Origin of the sequence: Streptomyces sp. NPDC001508, assembly GCF_040298665.1 — a bacterium.
GTDB lineage: Bacteria > Actinomycetota > Actinomycetes > Streptomycetales > Streptomycetaceae > Streptomyces.
This window is the reverse complement of the sequence record NZ_JBEPAP010000063.1, coordinates 6238-24147: the sequence shown is the minus strand read 5'-3', so window position 1 is coordinate 24147 and position 17910 is coordinate 6238. Positions and strand designations below refer to the sequence as shown.

Below are 17910 nucleotides of genomic sequence, written 5' to 3'. Positions count from 1 at the left end.
TCGCCGCGGTGTGGCGTTCGCGTGCTCCGGTCCGCTCAGGTCGGAGCGCCGACTGCGTCGCCCAGGCGAACGTGGCGCGGGCGCGGGGATTCGTGCTCGTGTGGTGGACGGCGGGGATACGGGCCGCTCTTGGCGGAGCACCGGATCGCGCGGGATCGCCAGGTCGCTTGCGTGACGGGGTTGCGGACGCGGAGAACACCCGGTGCACACGCTCACGGTTCAGCGACGGGCGCCGGCTTTCCGATGTGAGCGCGCTCGGCGCGGAGTTCCCTCGGCATGTTCCACGCCAGGACCCCGGCGATGCGGTCGTCCTGGACGTAGCGGGCAATGAACTGACGCTTGTCGATGTCGCCGCCGATGACCTCCGCAAAGGAGCCTCGCGGGAAGGTGCCGTATGCCTGGATCCGATGCTCGTACTGGTCGGTCCAGAAGTACGGAACCGGGGCGAAGGGCTGTTCGGCGCCCAGCAGGTTCGTCGCTGCGGCCACGGCCTGCTCGGTGGCGTTCATGCGATGTTCGACCCGGATGTGACGGCCCAGGGTGGGGTGCCACCAGCGGGCGACGTCTCCGGCTGCGTACACACCGGGGGCGGCGCGGCAGGTGGCGTCGCAGACGACGCCATCGTCGAGGACCAGACCACTGCCTTCCAGCCACTGGGTGGCCGGAGTGGATCCGATCGCGACGAGGACGAGGTCCGCAGGCAGGATGTCGCCGGTCGCGAGCTCCACCCCGGTGACTGTGCTATCGCCCCGCAGTCCTCGGACGGTGGAACCGCACTGGATCTCGACGCCCTGCTCGCGGTGCAGATCCGCCAGGCGCCGACCGATGTCTTCACCGAGCTGCCGCGCCATCGGCGCGGGATGTGGGTCGACGATGGTGACCTGCACCCCCGCCCCCCGGGCGGCAGCCGCGACCTCGCACCCGAGGAATCCGGCGCCGACCACGACGAGACGGCTGCCCACCCGAAGCCGGGTACGCAACGCGAGGGCGTCGTCGATCGTGCGGAGCACGTGGACCCCGGCGAGATGGTGCCCGGTCGGCAGGTGCCTGGGCGTCACTCCGGTGGTGATGATGAGCCCGTCGTACGGTACCCGGTCCTGGTTCTCCAGCTCGACGGTGCGGTGTTCCAGGTCGAGCGCGGCCGCGCGGATGCCGAGTCTGCGCTCGATCTCCAGCCGGTTGAGGGCGTCGTCTTCGCGCAGGGCGAGACGGTCGTGTTCCCAGGAGCCGGTGAGGACTTGCTTCGACAGCGGCGGCCGGTCGTAGGGGGCGTGGACCTCATCGCCGATCAGAGTGATCGTCCCGTTGAAGCCGCGGCGACGCAGCGTCTCAACGGCAGTCATGCCGGCGACCGAGGCTCCGACGACCACAACTCGGTTCGGACGGCCTTTCACTCGATCACCCGGATCGCGGTGGCGGGGCAGAGTATCGCGGCCTCCCGTACCGCGTCGTGCAGCTCAGCACGCGGCGAGCTGTCGAGCACCACCACCACCCCGTCTTCGTCGCGTTGATCGAACACCTGTGACGCTGCGAGCACGCAGTGCCCGCCGCCCACGCACTTGTCCGTGTCAACCTCGATGCGCACGTTCATCACTTCCGTTTCTGATGCTGTGATGTCGTTCTGTTCGGGCGTCCGTCGCGGCGCCGGCCGGGCGTTCATCGGCTCACCACGTCACCAGGAGCCGCTGCGGGCCGCGGACGACGCGGATGTCCGGGTGCCATGGGATCTCCGCGACGGGGACCGCGAAGTCGAGCTTCGGGAAGCGCGCGGCGAGAGCGGTGAACGCGGTCCGCAGTTCCTGGCGCACGAGGTGCTGGCCGAGGCACTGGTGCATGCCGTAGCTGAATGTGACGTGCTGCGCCGCGGACGGGCGGGTCGGGTCGAACCGGTTCGGGTCCGCGAACACATGCGGGTCGCGGTTGGCGGCCGGCATCGAGACCGTCACGAGTTCGTGCGCCTTGATGACGGTGCCGCCGAGTTCGACGTCCTCCGTGGCACGTCGGATGTTGCTGACCTGGGACACGCTGGTGAAGCGCAGCACTTCTTCGACCACTTGGACGGCGCTCGCCGGGTCGGACTTGAGCGCCTCCCATCGGGCGCGGTCGTGCAGCAGGGTGAACACTCCGGACGCGATGGTGGCGGAGGTGGTCTCCTGCGCGGCCCTCACCAGGATGACGGCGGTGGCGACCAGTTCGTCATCGCTCATCCTTCCGCCGTGGACCAGATTGCTCAGCAGGTCTTCGCCCGGCTGCGCCCGCTTCTTGGCTATGAGGTCGCGGCAGAATGCGTGGAACTCGTCGTGCACCCGCACGTAGTCGTCGGGGGTGGAGTTGGGGTTCGCCCTGGCCTCGAACAGCCGCATCATCGTGCCGCGCTCGCTCTCGGGCACGCCGAACAGGGCGCAGGTCATCATCGAGGGGATGGCGCCGGCGAACGCTTCGACGAGGTCGACCGGGCCGCCGGCCCGCTCCATGGCGTCGAGCCGGTTGGCGACGATGCGCTCGACGAGGTCCTGGTACTCGGTGACGCGTCGCGGCGAGAAGTAGCCCGACAGGATGCGCCGCATCCGGGTGTGCTTGGGCGGGTCAGAGGAGAAGAACGGCAGCTTGCTCAGGGAGTGCTCGTGGAGAGCGTCCAGCACCTGGGGGTCGCGGAAGGCGTCGGTGAGCCGGCCGTCCCGGTGGTAGCCGTCGACCAGGTTGCGGGCGATGTCCGGGAAGTCGGTGTCGTACTCGATCGCGTCCAGGAGCAGGGACGCCTGCTTGTCGGGATGGTCGGTCGCGAACCCGCCGGGATAGACGCTGAACCGCGCGTCGCCGAGCACGGCGCGAGCGAGCTCGTGACTGGTCACGAGCCACCCGAGGGTGCCGTCCTCGTACCGCATACGAGTCAGGGGGTGGCTCTTGCGAAGCTCGGCGAGCTCGTGGGGCGGCTCGAAGGGGTGCTCGCGCTTCGTCGGCAAGGTGATCGGGCAGGGCGGCGCGTCGCTGACCGGCGAGGCCGACGCGGTCCTGGTCTTCCCCTCATCCACGCTGTCCACGGACGACGGGGCCGCTGCCGCAACAAGCGCGGCGTGGTCGACCGGGCAGCGGGACTGAGCGTCGCGGGTCATGCCTGCACCCCCGAGTCCGCGGTGACAGGAGCCTTGGTCGCACGCAGCGCCGACGGCAGCATGCTGCGCTCCAGCTCGCTCAGGCTGCGCCCGGCAGGTTCGGGGACGAGAAACAGGAACAAGATGGCCACGCCGTAGCACGCAGCGGCGACGATCTCCGTGATGTGCAGCCCGAAAGCAGCAAGTACCAGCGGGGCGAAGAAGGAGCCGACGTACGCGCCGAGTTTGCCAACCCCGGCGGACACACCGTGGCCGGTCGCCCGGACGCTGGTCGGGAACGACTCGGCCGACAGCACCATGATTCCCGCGTACGGACCGAGGTAGTTGCCGAAGGACGCCAGCCCGAAGACCACCAGGAACGCAACGAGGTTGTCGGTGATTGAGGGGATGAATCCGATCGCGAGGAACGCCACGATACAGATCGTGCAACCGGTGATCAGCAGACCCTTCCGGCTGACCCGGTCCATGAGCAGCACACCGCAGACCAGCCCGGTGACGTTGAACAGGACCGCCAGAATCAGGTTGATCGCAGTAACACCGGCCAGGGAGGCGTGCGGCGCCAGGCCCGCCAGGATCGACGGCTGCATGAGCGAGTTGCCGTTGACCGCGATGTTCATGGAGAACCACGCACCGCCTGTACCGAGCAGCGTGATGAGAAACTTCCGGTTGCTCAGTGCCTGCAGGAACGTGAGCTTCATGCGGACGCCGTCGGCGTCGCTCTGGGCCTTGACCGCGCCGGCCGCGAAGCCGTTGAGTTCACTGGCGGCGCGCTTGGCATCGCCGACCACGTTTGCGGTGTAGCGCGGCGACTCCGGCATGCTGCGTCGGAGGTAGAGCACGCCGCACGCGGGGATCGCGCCGAGACCGAGCATCAAACGCCAGGCGAGAGCGTGGTCGACCCCGGCGGCGAGCAGGGCGAGCGCAACGATATAGCCGGCGATGGTTCCGGCGGCGAGGGAGGAGAACATCATGGCCACCTGCCGGCCGCGGTTCTTGCGGTTGGCGTACTCGGTCATGATCGTCGCCGACACCGGATAGTCGCCGCCGATCCCGATCCCGAGGAACAGGCGGAAGATCAGCAGCCACATGAAGTTCGGGGACAGCGCGGTGAGGATCGCGCCCACCACCATGATCAGCGCCTCGATGCCGTAGAGCTTCTTGCGCCCGATGATGTCGGCGAGCCGACCGAAGATGACAGAGCCGAAGAACGCGGCAAACGCCGTCGCACTCCCCACCAGCCCGATCTGCACGGTCGACAGTCCCCACTGCGGGACAAGCAGCAACAGCACCGTCGAAATGATGGTCAGGTCGTAGCCATCGGTGAAGAACCCCATTCCCGATGTGAAGGCGGCCTTCACGTGCAACATGCTGGTCGGCGCCTCGTCGAGCACAGTATCGACAGCGTCGGCCGCAGACGCTCTCGTGGCGGGAGGGGACATCGCTTCTCCTTGAAATATCACCGAAGTAGACGGTCGCGTAGCCGTGGGACCGATGTGCGCGGCGGGGGAGCCGGCACCTACATCGCTCGCCCACCCGCGTCATGAACGGTAGAGAGGCTGCATGTCCAGCAATCAACCATTGAGCGACAACTCGACGACTTGTGGCCACAACTTTTCAAGTGAGGGGCGAACTGTGGTCTCCGGTCAGCCAGGGCGCAGGCGTCGAGCCCTGTCCGATCACCTCAACGCATCCGGTGACCCGGCGGCCCATGGTGGTCGAGGCGAATGGTGTGAGCGCGGGAACGCAACTGGCTTGCCAGGCGTGTGGTGAACAGCGTTCATGGGCGGAGGGTGTTGTCGGCGTTGGTGGTTCGTGCCGGGTCTTTGGCGCGGTGGGTGTTTCGGTATTGCTGGGGTGTGACGCCGGTGAGGCGGCGGAAGTGCGGTCGTAGTGAGATGCCGGTGGCGAAGCCGACGCGGGCGGCGATGGCGTCGATGGTGAGATCGGTGTCCTCCAGCAGGCGTTGAGCATGCAGGACCCGTTGGTGCAGGAGCCATTGCAGGGGCGAACTGCCGATATGTGCCCGGAATCGCCGGTCGAATGTGCGGCGGCTTTGGTGGGTGAGTGCTGCGAGGGTGTCGATGTCGAGTGGCTGGTCGAGATGGGCCAGGGCGTAGGCCGTGGCCGCGGACAGGTCGGCGCTGTCGTCGGGTGAGGGTACGGGTTGCTCGATGTACTGGGTTTGGCCGCCGCTGCGGTGCGGGGGGACGACCATGCGTCGGGCGATTGTGGCGGCCACGCGGGTTCCCCAGGTGCGGCGGACGAGGTGCAGGCAGGCGTCGAGTCCGGCGGCGGTGCCGGCACTGGTGATGACGTCACCCTCGTCGACGTAGAGCGCACCGGAATCGACGTGGATCGTGGGGTAGCGGGCGGCGAGGGCAGGAGCGTGGGCCCAATGGGTCGCCGCGCGCCGTCCGTCGAGCAGCCCCGCGGCCGCAAGGACGAAGGCACCCATGCACAGGCCGACGATGACGGCGCCGTCGGCATGCGCCTGGGCGATCGCCTCCAACACGCGCTGGGGCGGGTCCTGCTGGGGGTCACGCCACGTGGGCACGATCACCACGCCCGCGCGGTGCAGCGCGTCCAGGCCGTGCGGGGCCAGCAGTTGCAGGCTGCTGGTACTGGCGAGCGGCCCGTCGTCCGCGGCGACGGCGAGCACCTCGAATGCCGGCACGCCGTGCCGGCTCCGGTCGACCCCAAAGACCCCGATCGGGACGGAGGTCTCGAACATGGGGGCGTGGTTGAAGATCAGGACGGCGATGGTGGTGGTACGTCGCGTCACGAGGTTGCCCTCCCTGCGCTGCGGAGGATCACGGGGTACTGGCTGGAATCAAATGACAGGTGGCGTATCAGCCACTCACCGTAGCAGGTCGGCGTTGGCGACGATCAACGCATGAGTTCTCCGTATTCCGACCTGCCTGGCAAGTCCGATCGACGTGTGCGGGATGAAGCGAACGGCGCCGCTAGGACCGAAGAACGCGCAACCGCGCGCATCATGCTGGTAGGAGGGCCGACAACGATCATCGAACTCGGCGGACTGCGACTGCTCACCGATCCGACCTTCGACCCGCCGGGCGAATACCCCATCGGTGACCGCACCCTCACCAAGACCCTCGGCCCGAGCGTCCCAGCGGGCCAGTTGGGGCGCATCGACGCGGTACTACTGTCACACGACCAGCACCCCGACAACCTCGATACCGCCGGACGCCGGCTACTCGGTGAGGTTCCCCTGACGGTGACGACTCCCGCGGCAGCCGAACGACTCGGCGCCCCTGCGCTGGGTCTCCCGCCCTGGCGTCACACCACCTTGCAGCGACCCAATGGCAGCCAACTGCGCATCACCTCGGTTCCCGCCCGGCACGGGCCTGAGGGCACCGAGGCCGCACTCGGACCTGTCACCGGGTTCGTCCTGTCCGCCGACGATCTGCCGTCGGTCTACATCAGCGGGGACAACGCGTCACTGCAGGTGGTCCAGCAGGTAGCAGACAACCTCTCCCCGATCGATGTCGCCGTACTGTTCGCTGGAGCCGGCCGCACCACCCTGTTCGACGCCTACCTGAACCTGACCAGCACGCAGGCAGTCCAGGCGGCGCAGTTGCTCAACGCGCCTACCGCAATCGTCCTGCACACCGAGGCATGGGCCCATCTCACCCAAGGCCCCGGCACCGTGAAAGACGCCTTCGACCGCCAAGGCGAACAGCACCGACTCCTCACACTCCGCCACGCACAATGGACCGACCTATGGACGCGGGACCTGCAAGCTGGGGCCACCCTTTGACGGACACGACCCCGTGACCGGTACCGCGCCGGAGTGCGAGCAACCGGTGGCCCCCGGCTCGGGTGTGTCTGAAAGATCGTGTAAGTCCGTGACGTGACAGGTTGGTCGGGGGCTCGTCGTGGGTCCCCTGGCCTCCGGATCGGACGGACATGAGTGAGAAGGAGAATCCGGCGGTCGAGCCGGATGAGCTGGTGGACGAGGTCGTCGAGCGGTTGATGGACCGTGCCGATGCCTCAGGGGCCGCCCTGCTGGGTGAGGGCGGGCTGTTGACTGAGGTGACCCGGGCCGTGCTGGAGCGGGCCCTGGAAGCCGAGATGACCGGCCACCTGGGTTACGAGAAACACGATCCAGCTGGCCGCGGGTCGGGCAACAGCCGCAACGGCACCTCGCCCAAGACGGTGCTGACCGACGCCGGAACGGTGACGGTCGCCGTTCCCCGCGACCGCAACGGAGCGTTCGATCCGAGGATCCTGCCGAAGGGTGCCCGGCGCCTGGCAGGCTTCAACGAGCGGATCCTGTCGTTGTACGCGCGCGGGATGAGCGTGCGGGACATCCGCTCGCACCTGGCGGCCATCTACGGCGTCGAGGTCTCCCCGGACCTGATCAGCACGGTGCCCGATGCCGTCGTGGACGAGCTGGCCGCGTGGCAGAACCGGCCGCTGGACGCCGTGTGGCCGATCATCTACATCGATGCTCTGTGGGTGAAGATCCGCTCGGGATCGGTGGTGAGCCGTCCGGTCTACGTGGCCGTCGGTGTCGACATGGACGGCTGCAAGGACGTGCTGGGCCTGTGGGTCGGTGCCGAGGGCGAGGGCGCCACGACCTGGATGGCGGTGCTCTCCGAGCTGCGCAACCGTGGCATTGAGGACGTGTGCATCGTCGCCTGCGACGGTCTCAAAGGGCTGCCCGACGCCGTGACGGCGACCTGGCCGAAGGCCACGGTTCAAACGTGTGTGATCCATCATGACGCCGTCAAGAAACAACCTGGTGGTTGTGGGCGCCGACTGAGATGAGCAGGTCGGCTGCGGTGGGGTGGCGGTGGTCGGCGGGAGTGATGTCGATGTGGCGGGCGTCGAGGATCGGCAGGACATCACGGATCGCGTTCCACAGTGTGCTGCGGCAGACGCCGAACAGCTCGGCGAGAGCGTCGAGGCCGCAGACGCGGCGGCGGTAGAGGATCGTGGCGAGGATCCGGTCGCCGTCGGTGATCTTCTGTCGGAAGACGCCGCCGCGGGTGCCCGGGCGCCGGTTGCCGCCGCGCTGGCGGTGGCGGCGCTCTTCGATCGCGGCGGCATAGGGCACGATCAGTGCTTCGAGCAGGGCATGCAGCGCCTCGTGACTCATGCCGGTCAGAGTCGGGTCCGTCAGCGCCTGGCGGGTCAGTGCCGTGGGAGCGTGCTCGGCCGGGCCGCTGCCGGTGACCCATGTGCGGAGGTCCTCGGCGCGGGTGAAGTAGCGCACGACGGTGGGCGTGATGCTGATTTTCCGTTCGTCCAGCAGCTTCCGGGTGGCCTTGATGCCGTGGCCGATGGTGACGGGATTCATCCCGAGCAGGTCGCCGAGCACCTTCTGTGGGCAGACTTGGCGCAGGTAGATGACGGTGAGCAGGACTTCGTCCGCATCGCAGAGCAGTGATCGGCTGCGGCCTGTGGTGGCGACGCGTCGCCCTTTGCGGAGCACGTAGCGGTGTTGTTCAGCCGCGGCTGCCTGGGCGGGGGCCAACTTGGCTTTCAGCGCGTCCAGTTCGCCGGTGCTCATGCCGGTCAGGCGGGGGTCGGTGAGCAACTGGAGGGCCTGGGCGCGGGTCTCGGCGCGTTCGTCGGCGCGCGACGACGAGATTGTGGCCATCATGGCCGGTATCGAGCCGGGCCTTACCGAGGAAGTCGTACGCCAGGCGGTCGCCGATGCGGCCGTCTCCCGGGCCAAGCGCCGCCGCTTGGCCCGCGCTCTCACTGACGATCCGGACCTGCTGACCACCGGCCGCCCCGAGGGCCCGCCGGTGGTCGGGGACTTCATCCGGGCTCTGCGCGCGCACGGCTCCCGCTGGGCCGTCCTTCCGAAGTGCGCCGACTGCGGCAGCACGAAGAAGCTGACCAGCCTTCGGGCGGACGGCCAGCGCACCTGCCAGCCCTGTGATCACAAGTCCCGTGCTGCATCGCTGAGTTGCGTTGAATGCTCCCGGCCGGCTCGTATCTATCGCCGCACCCGCACAGGCGAGGCGATCTGCCGCGACTGCTGGCGGCTGCCCGACGGGGACCCGATCGCACTGATCAGCGCGGCCGTCACGGCGATCGCGCCGTCCGCCGAGCCTGCGGCCGTCCGCCGGGCCGTCGAATCCGTCGCGCCCATCGGCAACACCTACGTGATGTTCCGGCTGCTCTGGGAGCTCGAGGACACCCCCGGCCTGCTGACCGGTGAAGGCGCCAAGGCATCCGCGCGGTCCGCCCGGTTGATCACCGCCCTGGCCGATGCCGGCGTCACCGTCACCGCCCCGGCCTGCCACGTCTGCGGCGAGGTCCGGCCGCTCAACCGCGTCCTCGGCAATCAGCGCTGCTGCCTCATCTGTTATCGCAAAGCCAAATCCTCGCCCTGCGGGGCCTGCGGGAAAAGTCGAGTGATCGCGACACGGCGCCAGGACGGAACCCCGCTGTGTTCAACCTGCATGTGCTACGAGGCTGAGCATCTGATCATCTGCGTTCTCTGCGACCGCGCCCGCCCCTTGGGCCAACGCACCAAGGAAGGCCCGCTCTGCCGGGCCTGCTTCCGGCCGACCCTGCAGATCTGCTCGTTCTGCGGCAAGGGGCCGCGACGCTGTTACCGCGCGAAGACCGGCATGCCCCGCTGCGACACCTGCTCACGCACCCGCCGCCGCTGCGTGGGCTGCGGCAAGGAAAAGTACGCCGCGGCCCGCACCGAGGACGGCCACCTCTGCGAGACCTGCTGGCAGAACAACCCCATCTCCTTCAACCCCTGCCGGCTCTGCGGAACGATCGAGTATCTGCACAGCTACGGCCGCTGCCACCGATGTGTCCGCGACCAGAGGCTGCACGAACTGCTTTCCCGCAACGGCACCCTGCGGGCTGAACTCGTCCCCGTCCGCGACGTCCTGGTCGCGCACGGCCCGAAGGCGGGACTGGCCTGGCTGGAGAGGTCCGGCGCCCGGAAGATCCTGGACGGTCTCGCCGACGGCACCTGCCCCCTGACTCACGACGGCCTGGACGCCTTCCTGCCGAACAAATCCGTGGCCTTCTTGCGGGCCGCACTGGTCGCCGCCGAGGTCCTGCCCGCGCGAGACGAACGCCTGGCCGCCCTGGAACGGTGGATTCCCCAGGCGACCAAGGCCGTTCCGGACGACAACGAGCGCAAGCTCGTTCGACGCTTCGCGACCTGGCACCACCTTCGGCGTGTTCGTCGCGACGCCCGCAAGACCCCGATCACCGCGAACCAGACAGCCGCGGTCCGCTCCAGCATCCGCGGCGCCATCGCCCTGCTGGTCTTCCTACGACAGCACGACACCGACCTCAAGCACTGCACCCAATCTCACCTGGACGAGTGGATATCCGGCGGCACCACCATCCGCTACGCGGCCCGGGGCTTCGTCGAGTGGTGCCTGAAGAATCGCCATATCCGTCCGGGACTGACCATCCCCAGCCGAGAAAAGCTGAGCCGAGTCCGACCGACTGACGAGGACGAACGCTGGGCTCTCTGCCGCCGCCTCATGCACGACGACTCCATCGCCGTCGAGGACCGTTTCGCCGGGCTCCTCGTCCTGCTCTATGCCCAGCCGCTCTCGGTGATCTCCCGCTTGCCGGTCACCAGCGTCATAGTCGAGAGACGAAGACCTCGTTGATGCTGGGCGAGAAGCCACTGCTGCTGCCCGATCCCATCGACAAGATCGCCCAGCAGCTTCTCGCCCGACGGCGGGGACACATGACCCTCGGAGTCACCGAGGACTCGCCCTGGCTCTTCCCTGGGGGATACGCCGGACAGCACCTCACCGACTACCACCTGAGCGTCCGGCTGACGCGGCTGGACATCTACTCCCGTCCCGGCCGATCTTCCGCCCTCACGACTCTCGCCGCCCAGCTGCCAGCAACGGTCCTCACAGAACTGCTCGGGATCAGCATCGAGACCGCCACTGCCTGGACTCAGGTTGGAGGCAACTGGGCTCGATACGCCGCAGAGCTCCAGGACCGCCCCCACCCCAGGCTTCACCACACGGCGGATGCGAGCGAAACCCCGGGCGCTTGATGGTCCCGTGGTCCTATCGTCTCGGCCATGGAATCAGAGCAGTTGAAAAGTTCATCTCAACGATGGATGAATGCCGCACTTGCGGCCTTTGCCGCGGGCCCCGAGAGCTACGACTTCGCCGTTCACCACGCTGGAGTCGCTACAGAGCACCTGCTCAAGGCATACCTCGCCGGGATCCATCCAGCTCTGATCGTCGATGGTCGACACTTCGACTCGTTGCTTCATGCCACGGGCCTGGGATCTCACGCAGCTCCGCTGACCAAGGTCAAGACCATCGGCCTGGCGACGCACACGAGCGGGTACTCAAACTCCTTCCCAGAAAAATCCCGATCGACAAGAAGGCTCTCGAACCGCTGGCGGATGCCCGAAATGGAGTCGCCCACAGTGCGACACACGACTCGACACAAGCCGAAGCAGTGTTCACAGTCTGCCTGCGCTTGGCCGACCCCATCCTCGGAGAGCTGAAAGTCGATCCGGTCAGCTACTGGGGCCCTTATCGAGTCCTGCACGACAAGCTGGTCGATGAGCAAGTACGACAGGAACGCGTCGCGGCAGAAGCCCTACTGGTCAAGGCCCGTTCACTGTTCGAGCAACGGTTCGGGCACATGCCACACAAAGATCGCGATGTGGTTCTGGCCACAATCACAGGCAAGCCGATGATCATGATGAGCCGGGAAGCACCGAAAACGTGCCCAGCCTGCGGTGCGTTGGGGGTGCCGGTCGAGCCGGAGGTGAAGAGGATGTAGGCGATGCCGTCGGGCGCCCCCGCGGGGGGCTGCCACCCGCTCCCATCACCGGGCTCGGACAACTCGTCCGCCGTCAGGACGCGGGAGCCGCCCGCGGCGCTGGGCAGCTTGGCGGGCAGGGCGGGGCGGTCCGTGCGCGGGGCCAGTACGACGTGGACGGGCGCGTTCTCCATGAGCCGGGCCACCTGTCCGGCGGCATCCGGGGCGGCGATGACGGCACCGCAGCCCGCGGCACCCATCACGGAGGCGTTGCGGGCCACCGGGTTCTCCGGGTTCAGCGGTACGGCCGGGGCGCCGGCGTAGAGAGCGGCGAGCAGACCGATGTACGTCTCGGGGGTCTTGGAGGCGAGCACGGCGACGGGAGCGCCGGGTTCACCGAGGGTGCCGCTGCCGATGGCGGCGGCCCAGGTGCGGGCGATGCCGTCCACCTCGGTGTAGGTCCAGCTGCGGTCGAGGATGCGCAGGGCCGGGCCGTCGGGGTTGCGGGCGAGGCCGTCGGTGAACCAGTCGTGCAGCATCCTGGCGCCGTGCGGTCGTATGCCCGCCGCGCCGGCCATCACCGGTTCGCCAGACAGCTGCTGACGACGCGCCACAGGTCGGCCGGGGTGGCGAAGCTGGCCGGTACGAGGGCCCCGTCGGGAAACTCGATGCCGTAGGCGTCCTCCAGCCGGGAGGAGAGGCCGACCATGCCGAGGGAGTCCAGGCCGTGCGCGGGCAACGGGACGTCGGCGCGCAGCGGAGCGGTCGGGGGGTAGTCGGTGAGTGCGGCCCTGACCAGCTTCTCGTAGGTCTCGTCCCAGTTCGTCGCCACGGTGCGCCTCGTCCTTCTCGTCGTCGCCGGGGTTGTGCCGGGGTGCCGGGTGAGCCCTGTCGGTGTGCACGCGGTCCGGACGGTCCCGGGTGAACGTCGCGGAAATGGCGGGCGGGTCCGGTGAAGAGAAATCCGGCGCGGGGATGCTAACGACGGAATTTCGGCTGCCGCAAGGGCGTCCGGGGAATTTTTCGGCGTGCTCACTATTGAGCAGAATTCCGGCTCGTAAATACCGGATCATCTGGAGTCTTCATTTTCCGCAGCTGCGGGAATCACGCGCTCGGCGTTGCCCGCCGGCACAGGAGGACGTTACGCATGCCGCAGCGTGTGCTGATCGCCGGTACGTCACCACTCCTCGCGGGCCGACTGGCGGCCCGCTGCCTGGCGTCCACGGATTCCGCCGACGGGACGGAGGTGATCCTGCTGTCCGCCGCAGGCTCCCGTCCCGGGGCGTTGGCGCCGGACGAGCGGGAGCTGGCCGGGTTTGTGGCTCGGTGTGGCGGTGGAGAGGGGGTGGCGGATGACGGGGAGGAGCGGACGCCGGCCGCCCTGGGGGATCGGCCGGTGGACGGCTACGGGGGGCGGCTGACTGTGGTGTGCGCGGAGCCGGACGCGGTGGCCGCGGAGTTGAAGGCCTGGACAGCGGATCAGGTGTGGTGCGTGGTGCCGGGCTGGGACCGGTCACCGGTGCGTGGGGCACGTGCGGACGCGGCGCTGGCCGGCGCGGTGCTCGCCGCTCTGCCGGGGCTCGGGGCCCGCAGGTATGTGCACGTGGGGCCGGAGATGCCGGCGGACGGCGGTCCGGGGGGCCGGGTGCGCCGGACTTACCGGGAGCTGGAACGGCGTGCTGTGGAGGCCTGCCTGGACGCCGGCGCGTCGTGGCGGGTCCTGCGCACGCCGCCGGTGGTGGACGGCCAGGCGCCGGTACTGGGCGAATGCCCGCCGGGGGCGCACCGGCTGCTGTGGGCGCTGCACTCGGTGCGGACCGAGGTCGAGGACCGGGTGCCGGACTGGTTCGAGCAACACCCGCTGCGGGTGGCCGGCGTGGAGGGGCTGGGCCTGACCCTGCTGACCGCGCGGCAGGCCGCCGGGGCACTCTGGCGGACCGGCGCACCCGGCGACCTGCCGGACGGCTTCGCGACGGTGCCCTCACCCGTGCCGGTCCCGCTTCCGGACGTCCTGGCCCGGGCCGGCGCGGTGCACGGAATCGACGTACGCCCCGTAGCGGACCGCGAGAACTTCTCCGCCGCCGACCGTTTGCTGGACCTCCGCCTGGCGGACATACGCCGCCGGGCGGTACGGCCAGGAAGCCCGACGGCGACCACGCCGGCCTCTCCCCCCGCCGCGAACGCGTTCCCCCCTCCCCCCGGCCCCACGCCCGACGACTCACCCCCACCCCTGTCCGTCGCCGGCCAGTGGGAGTTCTTCGGCAGTGTCCGGGCGTACCAGGCCCTGGCCGGGCGAGTGACCGATGCCGCAGGGCGGGGCGGCGTGAGTCTGCGGCGGCGTGTTGTCGAGGTGGCCGGGCGGCCGCTCGTGTTGTTCGAGGGCGGGGCTCATGAGGGACCGCCTCTCGTGGTGTTGAACGCGCTCGGGCAGGGGCCCGGGTTTCTCACGCGGCTGTGTGCCCGGCTGGCCCCGCATCACCGCGTCGTCACCTGGCAGGTGCGCGGCACCGAGCGGGAGGATCCGCCCTGGCAGACCCGACACCAACTCGACGACATGGAAGCGGTGTTCGAGGCCATGGGCACCGAGCGCGCTCATCTGCTCGGCTGGTGCACCGGTGCCAAGATCGCCACGGCCTTCCAGCAGCGTCGCCCCGACGTCGTCGCCTCGCTGGTGTTCCTGAACGCCACGTTCCGGCAGAGCGGCCGCTGGGACGGCATGGACACCAAGTACGAGTCCGACCTCGCGGCCGTGTGCCGCGCGCTGGACCGCAGGCCCGACAAGGCCGCCCGGATGCTGGACCTGCTGGCCCCGGGGGCGGCGGGCGAAAAGGGCAGCCCAGGTGCCCAGGACGCCGGGGTGCTCGGCGTGCTGAGCAGGGCGCTCACCGACGAGGTACGGCGGCCCTTCCGGGACGCGGAGGTGCTCGTACGGTACGCCCGCCAACTCGTGGACCTCTGGCGGCTCGACTCGGCGGCCCAGGCACCGCTGGTGACCGTGCCGGCACTGTTCGTCTGCTCGGAGTTCGACGGCATCTCCTCCCCGGCCAGGGCCCGCGAGGCCGCCCGGTGCTTCCCGCACGCGCGGTACGCGGAGCTGGCCGTCGCCGGTCACTACGCACCGCACGACCGCTCCACCCTCGTGGCGGAGCTGATCACGGAGTTCGTCCGCGCGCCGGAGGAGGTCGCCGACCTCGTGCGGTACGCGGAGATCACCTGGCACATCGACACGGAAGGAACTGCACGGTGACCGAGGCCAAGGCCTTCGACCGGGTCGCGGACGACTACGACCGGATGCGGGGCGGAATGGAACGCGGCAGGCAGGCCGCGGCACAACTGGCCGGGGACCTGGCTCCGGGGCCGGTACTGGAGGTGGGCGTCGGCACGGGCATCGTGGCGACGGGGCTGACCGAACTCGGCCACGAGGTCTATGGCGTCGATGTGTCGCTGCCGATGCTGTCGAGGGCCGCGCAGCGGCTTCGGGGGCGGGTGACGGCCGGGGACGCGCGTGCGTTGCCGTTCGCCGACGGCACGTTCGGCAACCTGGTGTTCACGCACGTCCTGCACCTGGTCGGGGACATGCCCCTGGCCTTGCGTGAGGCGTCGAGGGTGCTGCGCTGCGGGGGGCGGCTGCTCGCGGTACACGGGGATCCCGCGGCCGACCCGGACGACCTGGTCGCCGTCCTGGACCGGCTGGCCGTACTGCAGCCGCCGCGCCCCGACACCCCCGAGCGGCTCGACACGGCGGCGGAGGAGGCGGGGCTGAAGCACCTGCAGCACGAGTTCGCCCCGGACTACGAGCGGGCCACGGCCCCTCGTCAGCTGCTGGAGAGCCTGGAACGCCGTCTGCCGCCCTACCTGTGGGACGTCGACGACGAGACCTGGGCCCGCGTCGTAGAACCCGCCCTGGCCGTCCTCCGCTCCCTGCCCGACCCGGACCGCCCCCGCATGCAGCAGTGGCGCGTCCACCGCAGCGTGTACGTCAGGATCTGAGCCGGCCTTGCGCCCGTGAGCCGAGGAGACGCGGGCCGGGGACGCCGGCTTCGTCGACTGCCGTCCCCGGTACGAAGGGCTCAGCGCGGTATCAGTTCGAACGCGATCGCCGGGCGGCCGCCGAAGCGGACACCCATCGCCTCGGCCAGGCCCAGCAGAGGGCCGCGGACGTCTGTGACGGGGGGCTGCATGGCGGCCAGATAGCTCGCGTGGGCTTCCAGGGACGCCACCGCCCGGTCGATGTGGTCGGAGACGTCCACGGCATGGGTCGGCCGGGGCGAGTTGGAGATCGCCACGTAGCGGACGCCCTGCCAGGGGCCGGGGCCGTCCTCGGGGAAGATCCAGCGGTTGGCGGCGTCGCCGACCGCGTCGAGCAGGGCGCGGCCGGTGTTGCGGTGGTCCGGCGAGTTCCAGCGGCCCGTCGAGGTGTGGTCGTGGTGACAGAAGCCGAGGACCAGTTCGGGGCGATGACGGCGGATCGCGGTGGCGAACTCGCGCCGCAGCTCGGCGGAGTACTCGATGCGGCCGTCGGCATGGTCAAGGAACTCCACGCCCGCAGCCCCCACCACGGCCGCGCTGGCCCGCTGTTCCGCCTCGCGGACCTCGGCGGCCTTCTCGGGTGCCATCGAATCGATGCCGGCCTCGCCCCGGCTGGCCACCAGATACGTGACCGTCTTTCCGGCCGCGGTCCAGCGCGCGACGGCGCCCGCGGCGCCGAATTCCATGTCGTCGGGATGCGCCACCACGGCGAGGGCGCGGGTCCAGCCCTCGGGCATTTCCTGGAATTCATCGCTCATGACCCGAAGATAACAGCATCCTTTCCGTCCCCGATAGGCTGGGAATGCTTTTCCATCGGTTCAATGCGGCGGCATCTACTCCATTGGGAAAGTACCTCTTGACGCCCCCGGTGAACGCTCAATAGTGAGCAGAGCCGTCGGTGCCGAGGCGCGAGGATCCGGCTGATCCCCGTCGGCGCTTTGGCCACCGGCGCCGAGGTCCCGCCAGCGAGAGGACAACGCATGGAGACGCAGTCGAGCAGCACCATGACCTGGGATCCCTGGCAGCCGGTCCCCTATGAGCAGACCGAGGGCGCTCCCGTGCTTCTGCACGGCCAGGTGGCCAACCACTACCAGGGACACATCGAGGGCGAGGGCGTCCAGCAGGTCCTCATCGCCCTGTCCCCGGACGGCGTGAGTGTGTTCACCGCCCTGGAACGGGTGACGGGCCGCATCGGGGACCGCAGTGGCAGCTTCGTCCTGCAGGTCACCGGCACCACCGGCGGCGGTACGGCCAAGGCCACCCTGGAAGTGCTGGAGGGCTCGGGTACCGGTGAACTGGCTGGTCTGCGCGGCACTGGCACCTACTTCTGCGACAACCCCGGACCGAACGGCCATGCGACGGTCACGCTGGACCACTCCTTCGAGTAGTCCCGGCGATCCGCGTGCGCGGTGACCGGCAAGGGCCTAGGCTCGCCAACGCCGGAGGTGCACACGGAAGTTGCACGCCGAAGACGACCATCGTCTTGAGGAAGGAAGTCTTTCATGTCCCCCATTGGGCAGCTGGCAGCGGTCACCCTCGACGCGCCAGACCCGAAGGCACTCGCCGCGTTCTACTGCGACGTGACCGGCTGGCAGACCCTGTTCGCGAGCGAGGACTTCGCCTACATCGGCACCCCGGACGGATCCAGCCGTATCGGTTTCCAGCGGGTCGAGAGCCTGAAGAAGCCCTCCTGGCCCGGTGACGACAAGCAGATGCACCTCGACTTCAGCGTCAGTGACCTGGGCGAGGCGGTGGAGCGGCTGACCGCCCTGGGGGCGACCAAGCCGGAGCACCAGCCGGGCGGCGAGAAGTGGGTCGTGCTGATCGACCCGGCCGGTCACCCGTTCTGCGTGACCACCATGGCCTGACGCCGGCCCCTGCCGGTACGGCATGAGGAGGCCGCGGCACTCGGTTGAGTGCCGCGCGCCCCGCCAAGACGGGGGGGGGGGGGGCGGGCGCGGACGAGCGGGGGCCCCGCCCCCCTGACCGGCGAAGCCCCCGCCCCAAACGAGGG

At 69.3% G+C, this 17910-nt stretch carries 15 protein-coding genes and 2 pseudogenes; 8 read left to right on the top strand and 9 right to left on the bottom strand.

Features of this window, described 5'->3' with window-relative positions:
- Positions 1-212: 212 nt before the first annotated feature.
- The 5 genes from ABT245_RS36940 to ABT245_RS36920 form a co-directional block, all read right to left on the bottom strand.
- Positions 213-1370, bottom strand: a complete 1158-nt coding sequence (locus ABT245_RS36940) for an NAD(P)/FAD-dependent oxidoreductase (protein ID WP_351742720.1) — start codon at positions 1368-1370, stop codon at positions 213-215.
- A 20-nt stretch (positions 1371-1390) separates the two neighbouring features.
- A complete protein-coding gene (locus tag ABT245_RS36935) occupies positions 1391-1585 on the bottom strand; it encodes a ferredoxin (RefSeq protein WP_351742808.1) in 195 nt (64 codons plus the stop codon).
- A gap of 79 nt (positions 1586-1664) precedes the next feature.
- Positions 1665-3113 (bottom strand): cytochrome P450, encoded by a 1449-nt coding sequence (locus ABT245_RS36930; protein WP_351742717.1) that lies wholly within the window; start codon positions 3111-3113, stop codon positions 1665-1667.
- On the bottom strand, positions 3110-4504 hold the full coding sequence (locus ABT245_RS36925; RefSeq protein WP_351742714.1) for an MFS transporter: 1395 nt from the start codon (positions 4502-4504) through the stop codon (positions 3110-3112). Before ABT245_RS36925 ends, ABT245_RS36930 begins: the two co-directional genes overlap by 4 nt.
- Positions 4505-4890: 386 nt before the next feature.
- On the bottom strand, positions 4891-5895 hold the full coding sequence (locus ABT245_RS36920) for a GlxA family transcriptional regulator (RefSeq protein WP_351742711.1): 1005 nt from the start codon (positions 5893-5895) through the stop codon (positions 4891-4893).
- A 213-nt stretch (positions 5896-6108) separates the two neighbouring features.
- On the opposite strand from ABT245_RS36920, the gene ABT245_RS36915 reads away from it, so the two are divergent.
- Together ABT245_RS36915 and ABT245_RS36910 are read left to right on the top strand one after the other, a co-directional pair.
- The gene (locus ABT245_RS36915) at positions 6109-6891 is read left to right on the top strand and encodes an MBL fold metallo-hydrolase (RefSeq protein ID WP_351742708.1); all 783 of its coding nucleotides are present in this window, start codon (positions 6109-6111) and stop codon (positions 6889-6891) included.
- A 149-nt stretch (positions 6892-7040) separates the two neighbouring features.
- Positions 7041-7853 (top strand): annotated as a pseudogene (locus tag ABT245_RS36910) (IS256 family transposase); the annotation flags it as partial.
- Positions 7854-7863: 10 nt separating this feature from the next.
- Here ABT245_RS36910 and ABT245_RS36905 read toward each other — a convergent pair.
- Positions 7864-8787, bottom strand: a pseudogene (locus ABT245_RS36905) (helix-turn-helix domain-containing protein); the annotation flags it as partial.
- Here ABT245_RS36905 and ABT245_RS36900 point away from each other — a divergent pair.
- Both ABT245_RS36900 and ABT245_RS36895 read left to right on the top strand, forming a co-directional pair.
- Complete coding sequence (locus tag ABT245_RS36900; protein WP_351742700.1) at positions 8741-10741, top strand: hypothetical protein; 2001 nt, start codon at positions 8741-8743, stop codon at positions 10739-10741. The pseudogene ABT245_RS36905 and the gene ABT245_RS36900 sit on opposite strands and share 47 nt — an antisense overlap.
- Complete coding sequence (locus ABT245_RS36895; protein ID WP_351742697.1) at positions 10741-11142, top strand: hypothetical protein; 402 nt, start codon at positions 10741-10743, stop codon at positions 11140-11142. The genes ABT245_RS36900 and ABT245_RS36895 overlap by 1 nt, the downstream gene beginning before the upstream one ends.
- A 493-nt stretch (positions 11143-11635) precedes the next feature.
- Here ABT245_RS36895 and ABT245_RS36890 read toward each other — a convergent pair whose 3' ends face one another.
- Both ABT245_RS36890 and ABT245_RS36885 read right to left on the bottom strand, forming a co-directional pair.
- The gene (locus ABT245_RS36890; RefSeq protein WP_351742694.1) at positions 11636-12406 is read right to left on the bottom strand and encodes an AMP-binding protein; all 771 of its coding nucleotides are present in this window, start codon (positions 12404-12406) and stop codon (positions 11636-11638) included.
- Between the two features lie 38 nt (positions 12407-12444).
- Entirely contained in the window at positions 12445-12699 is a 255-nt protein-coding gene (locus ABT245_RS36885) for an acyl carrier protein (protein WP_351742691.1), read from the bottom strand.
- Between the two features lie 315 nt (positions 12700-13014).
- Between ABT245_RS36885 and ABT245_RS36880 the strand changes: the two genes are divergently transcribed.
- Together ABT245_RS36880 and ABT245_RS36875 are read left to right on the top strand one after the other, a co-directional pair.
- A complete protein-coding gene (locus ABT245_RS36880) occupies positions 13015-15114 on the top strand; it encodes an alpha/beta fold hydrolase (protein ID WP_351742688.1) in 2100 nt (699 codons plus the stop codon).
- Positions 15111-15857, top strand: a complete 747-nt coding sequence (locus ABT245_RS36875; protein WP_351742685.1) for a class I SAM-dependent methyltransferase — start codon at positions 15111-15113, stop codon at positions 15855-15857. The genes ABT245_RS36880 and ABT245_RS36875 overlap by 4 nt, the downstream gene beginning before the upstream one ends.
- A gap of 80 nt (positions 15858-15937) precedes the next feature.
- On the opposite strand, the gene ABT245_RS36870 is transcribed toward ABT245_RS36875, so the two are convergent.
- Positions 15938-16654: a PIG-L deacetylase family protein gene (locus ABT245_RS36870; protein WP_351742682.1), complete on the bottom strand. Its 717-nt coding sequence runs from the start codon at positions 16652-16654 to the stop codon at positions 15938-15940.
- Between the two features lie 222 nt (positions 16655-16876).
- On the opposite strand from ABT245_RS36870, the gene ABT245_RS36865 reads away from it, so the two are divergent.
- Together ABT245_RS36865 and ABT245_RS36860 are read left to right on the top strand one after the other, a co-directional pair.
- Positions 16877-17284: a DUF3224 domain-containing protein gene (locus tag ABT245_RS36865; RefSeq protein ID WP_351742680.1), complete on the top strand. Its 408-nt coding sequence runs from the start codon at positions 16877-16879 to the stop codon at positions 17282-17284.
- A 114-nt stretch (positions 17285-17398) separates the two neighbouring features.
- Positions 17399-17764 (top strand): VOC family protein, encoded by a 366-nt coding sequence (locus ABT245_RS36860; protein WP_351742678.1) that lies wholly within the window; start codon positions 17399-17401, stop codon positions 17762-17764.
- Positions 17765-17910 lie beyond the last annotated feature (146 nt).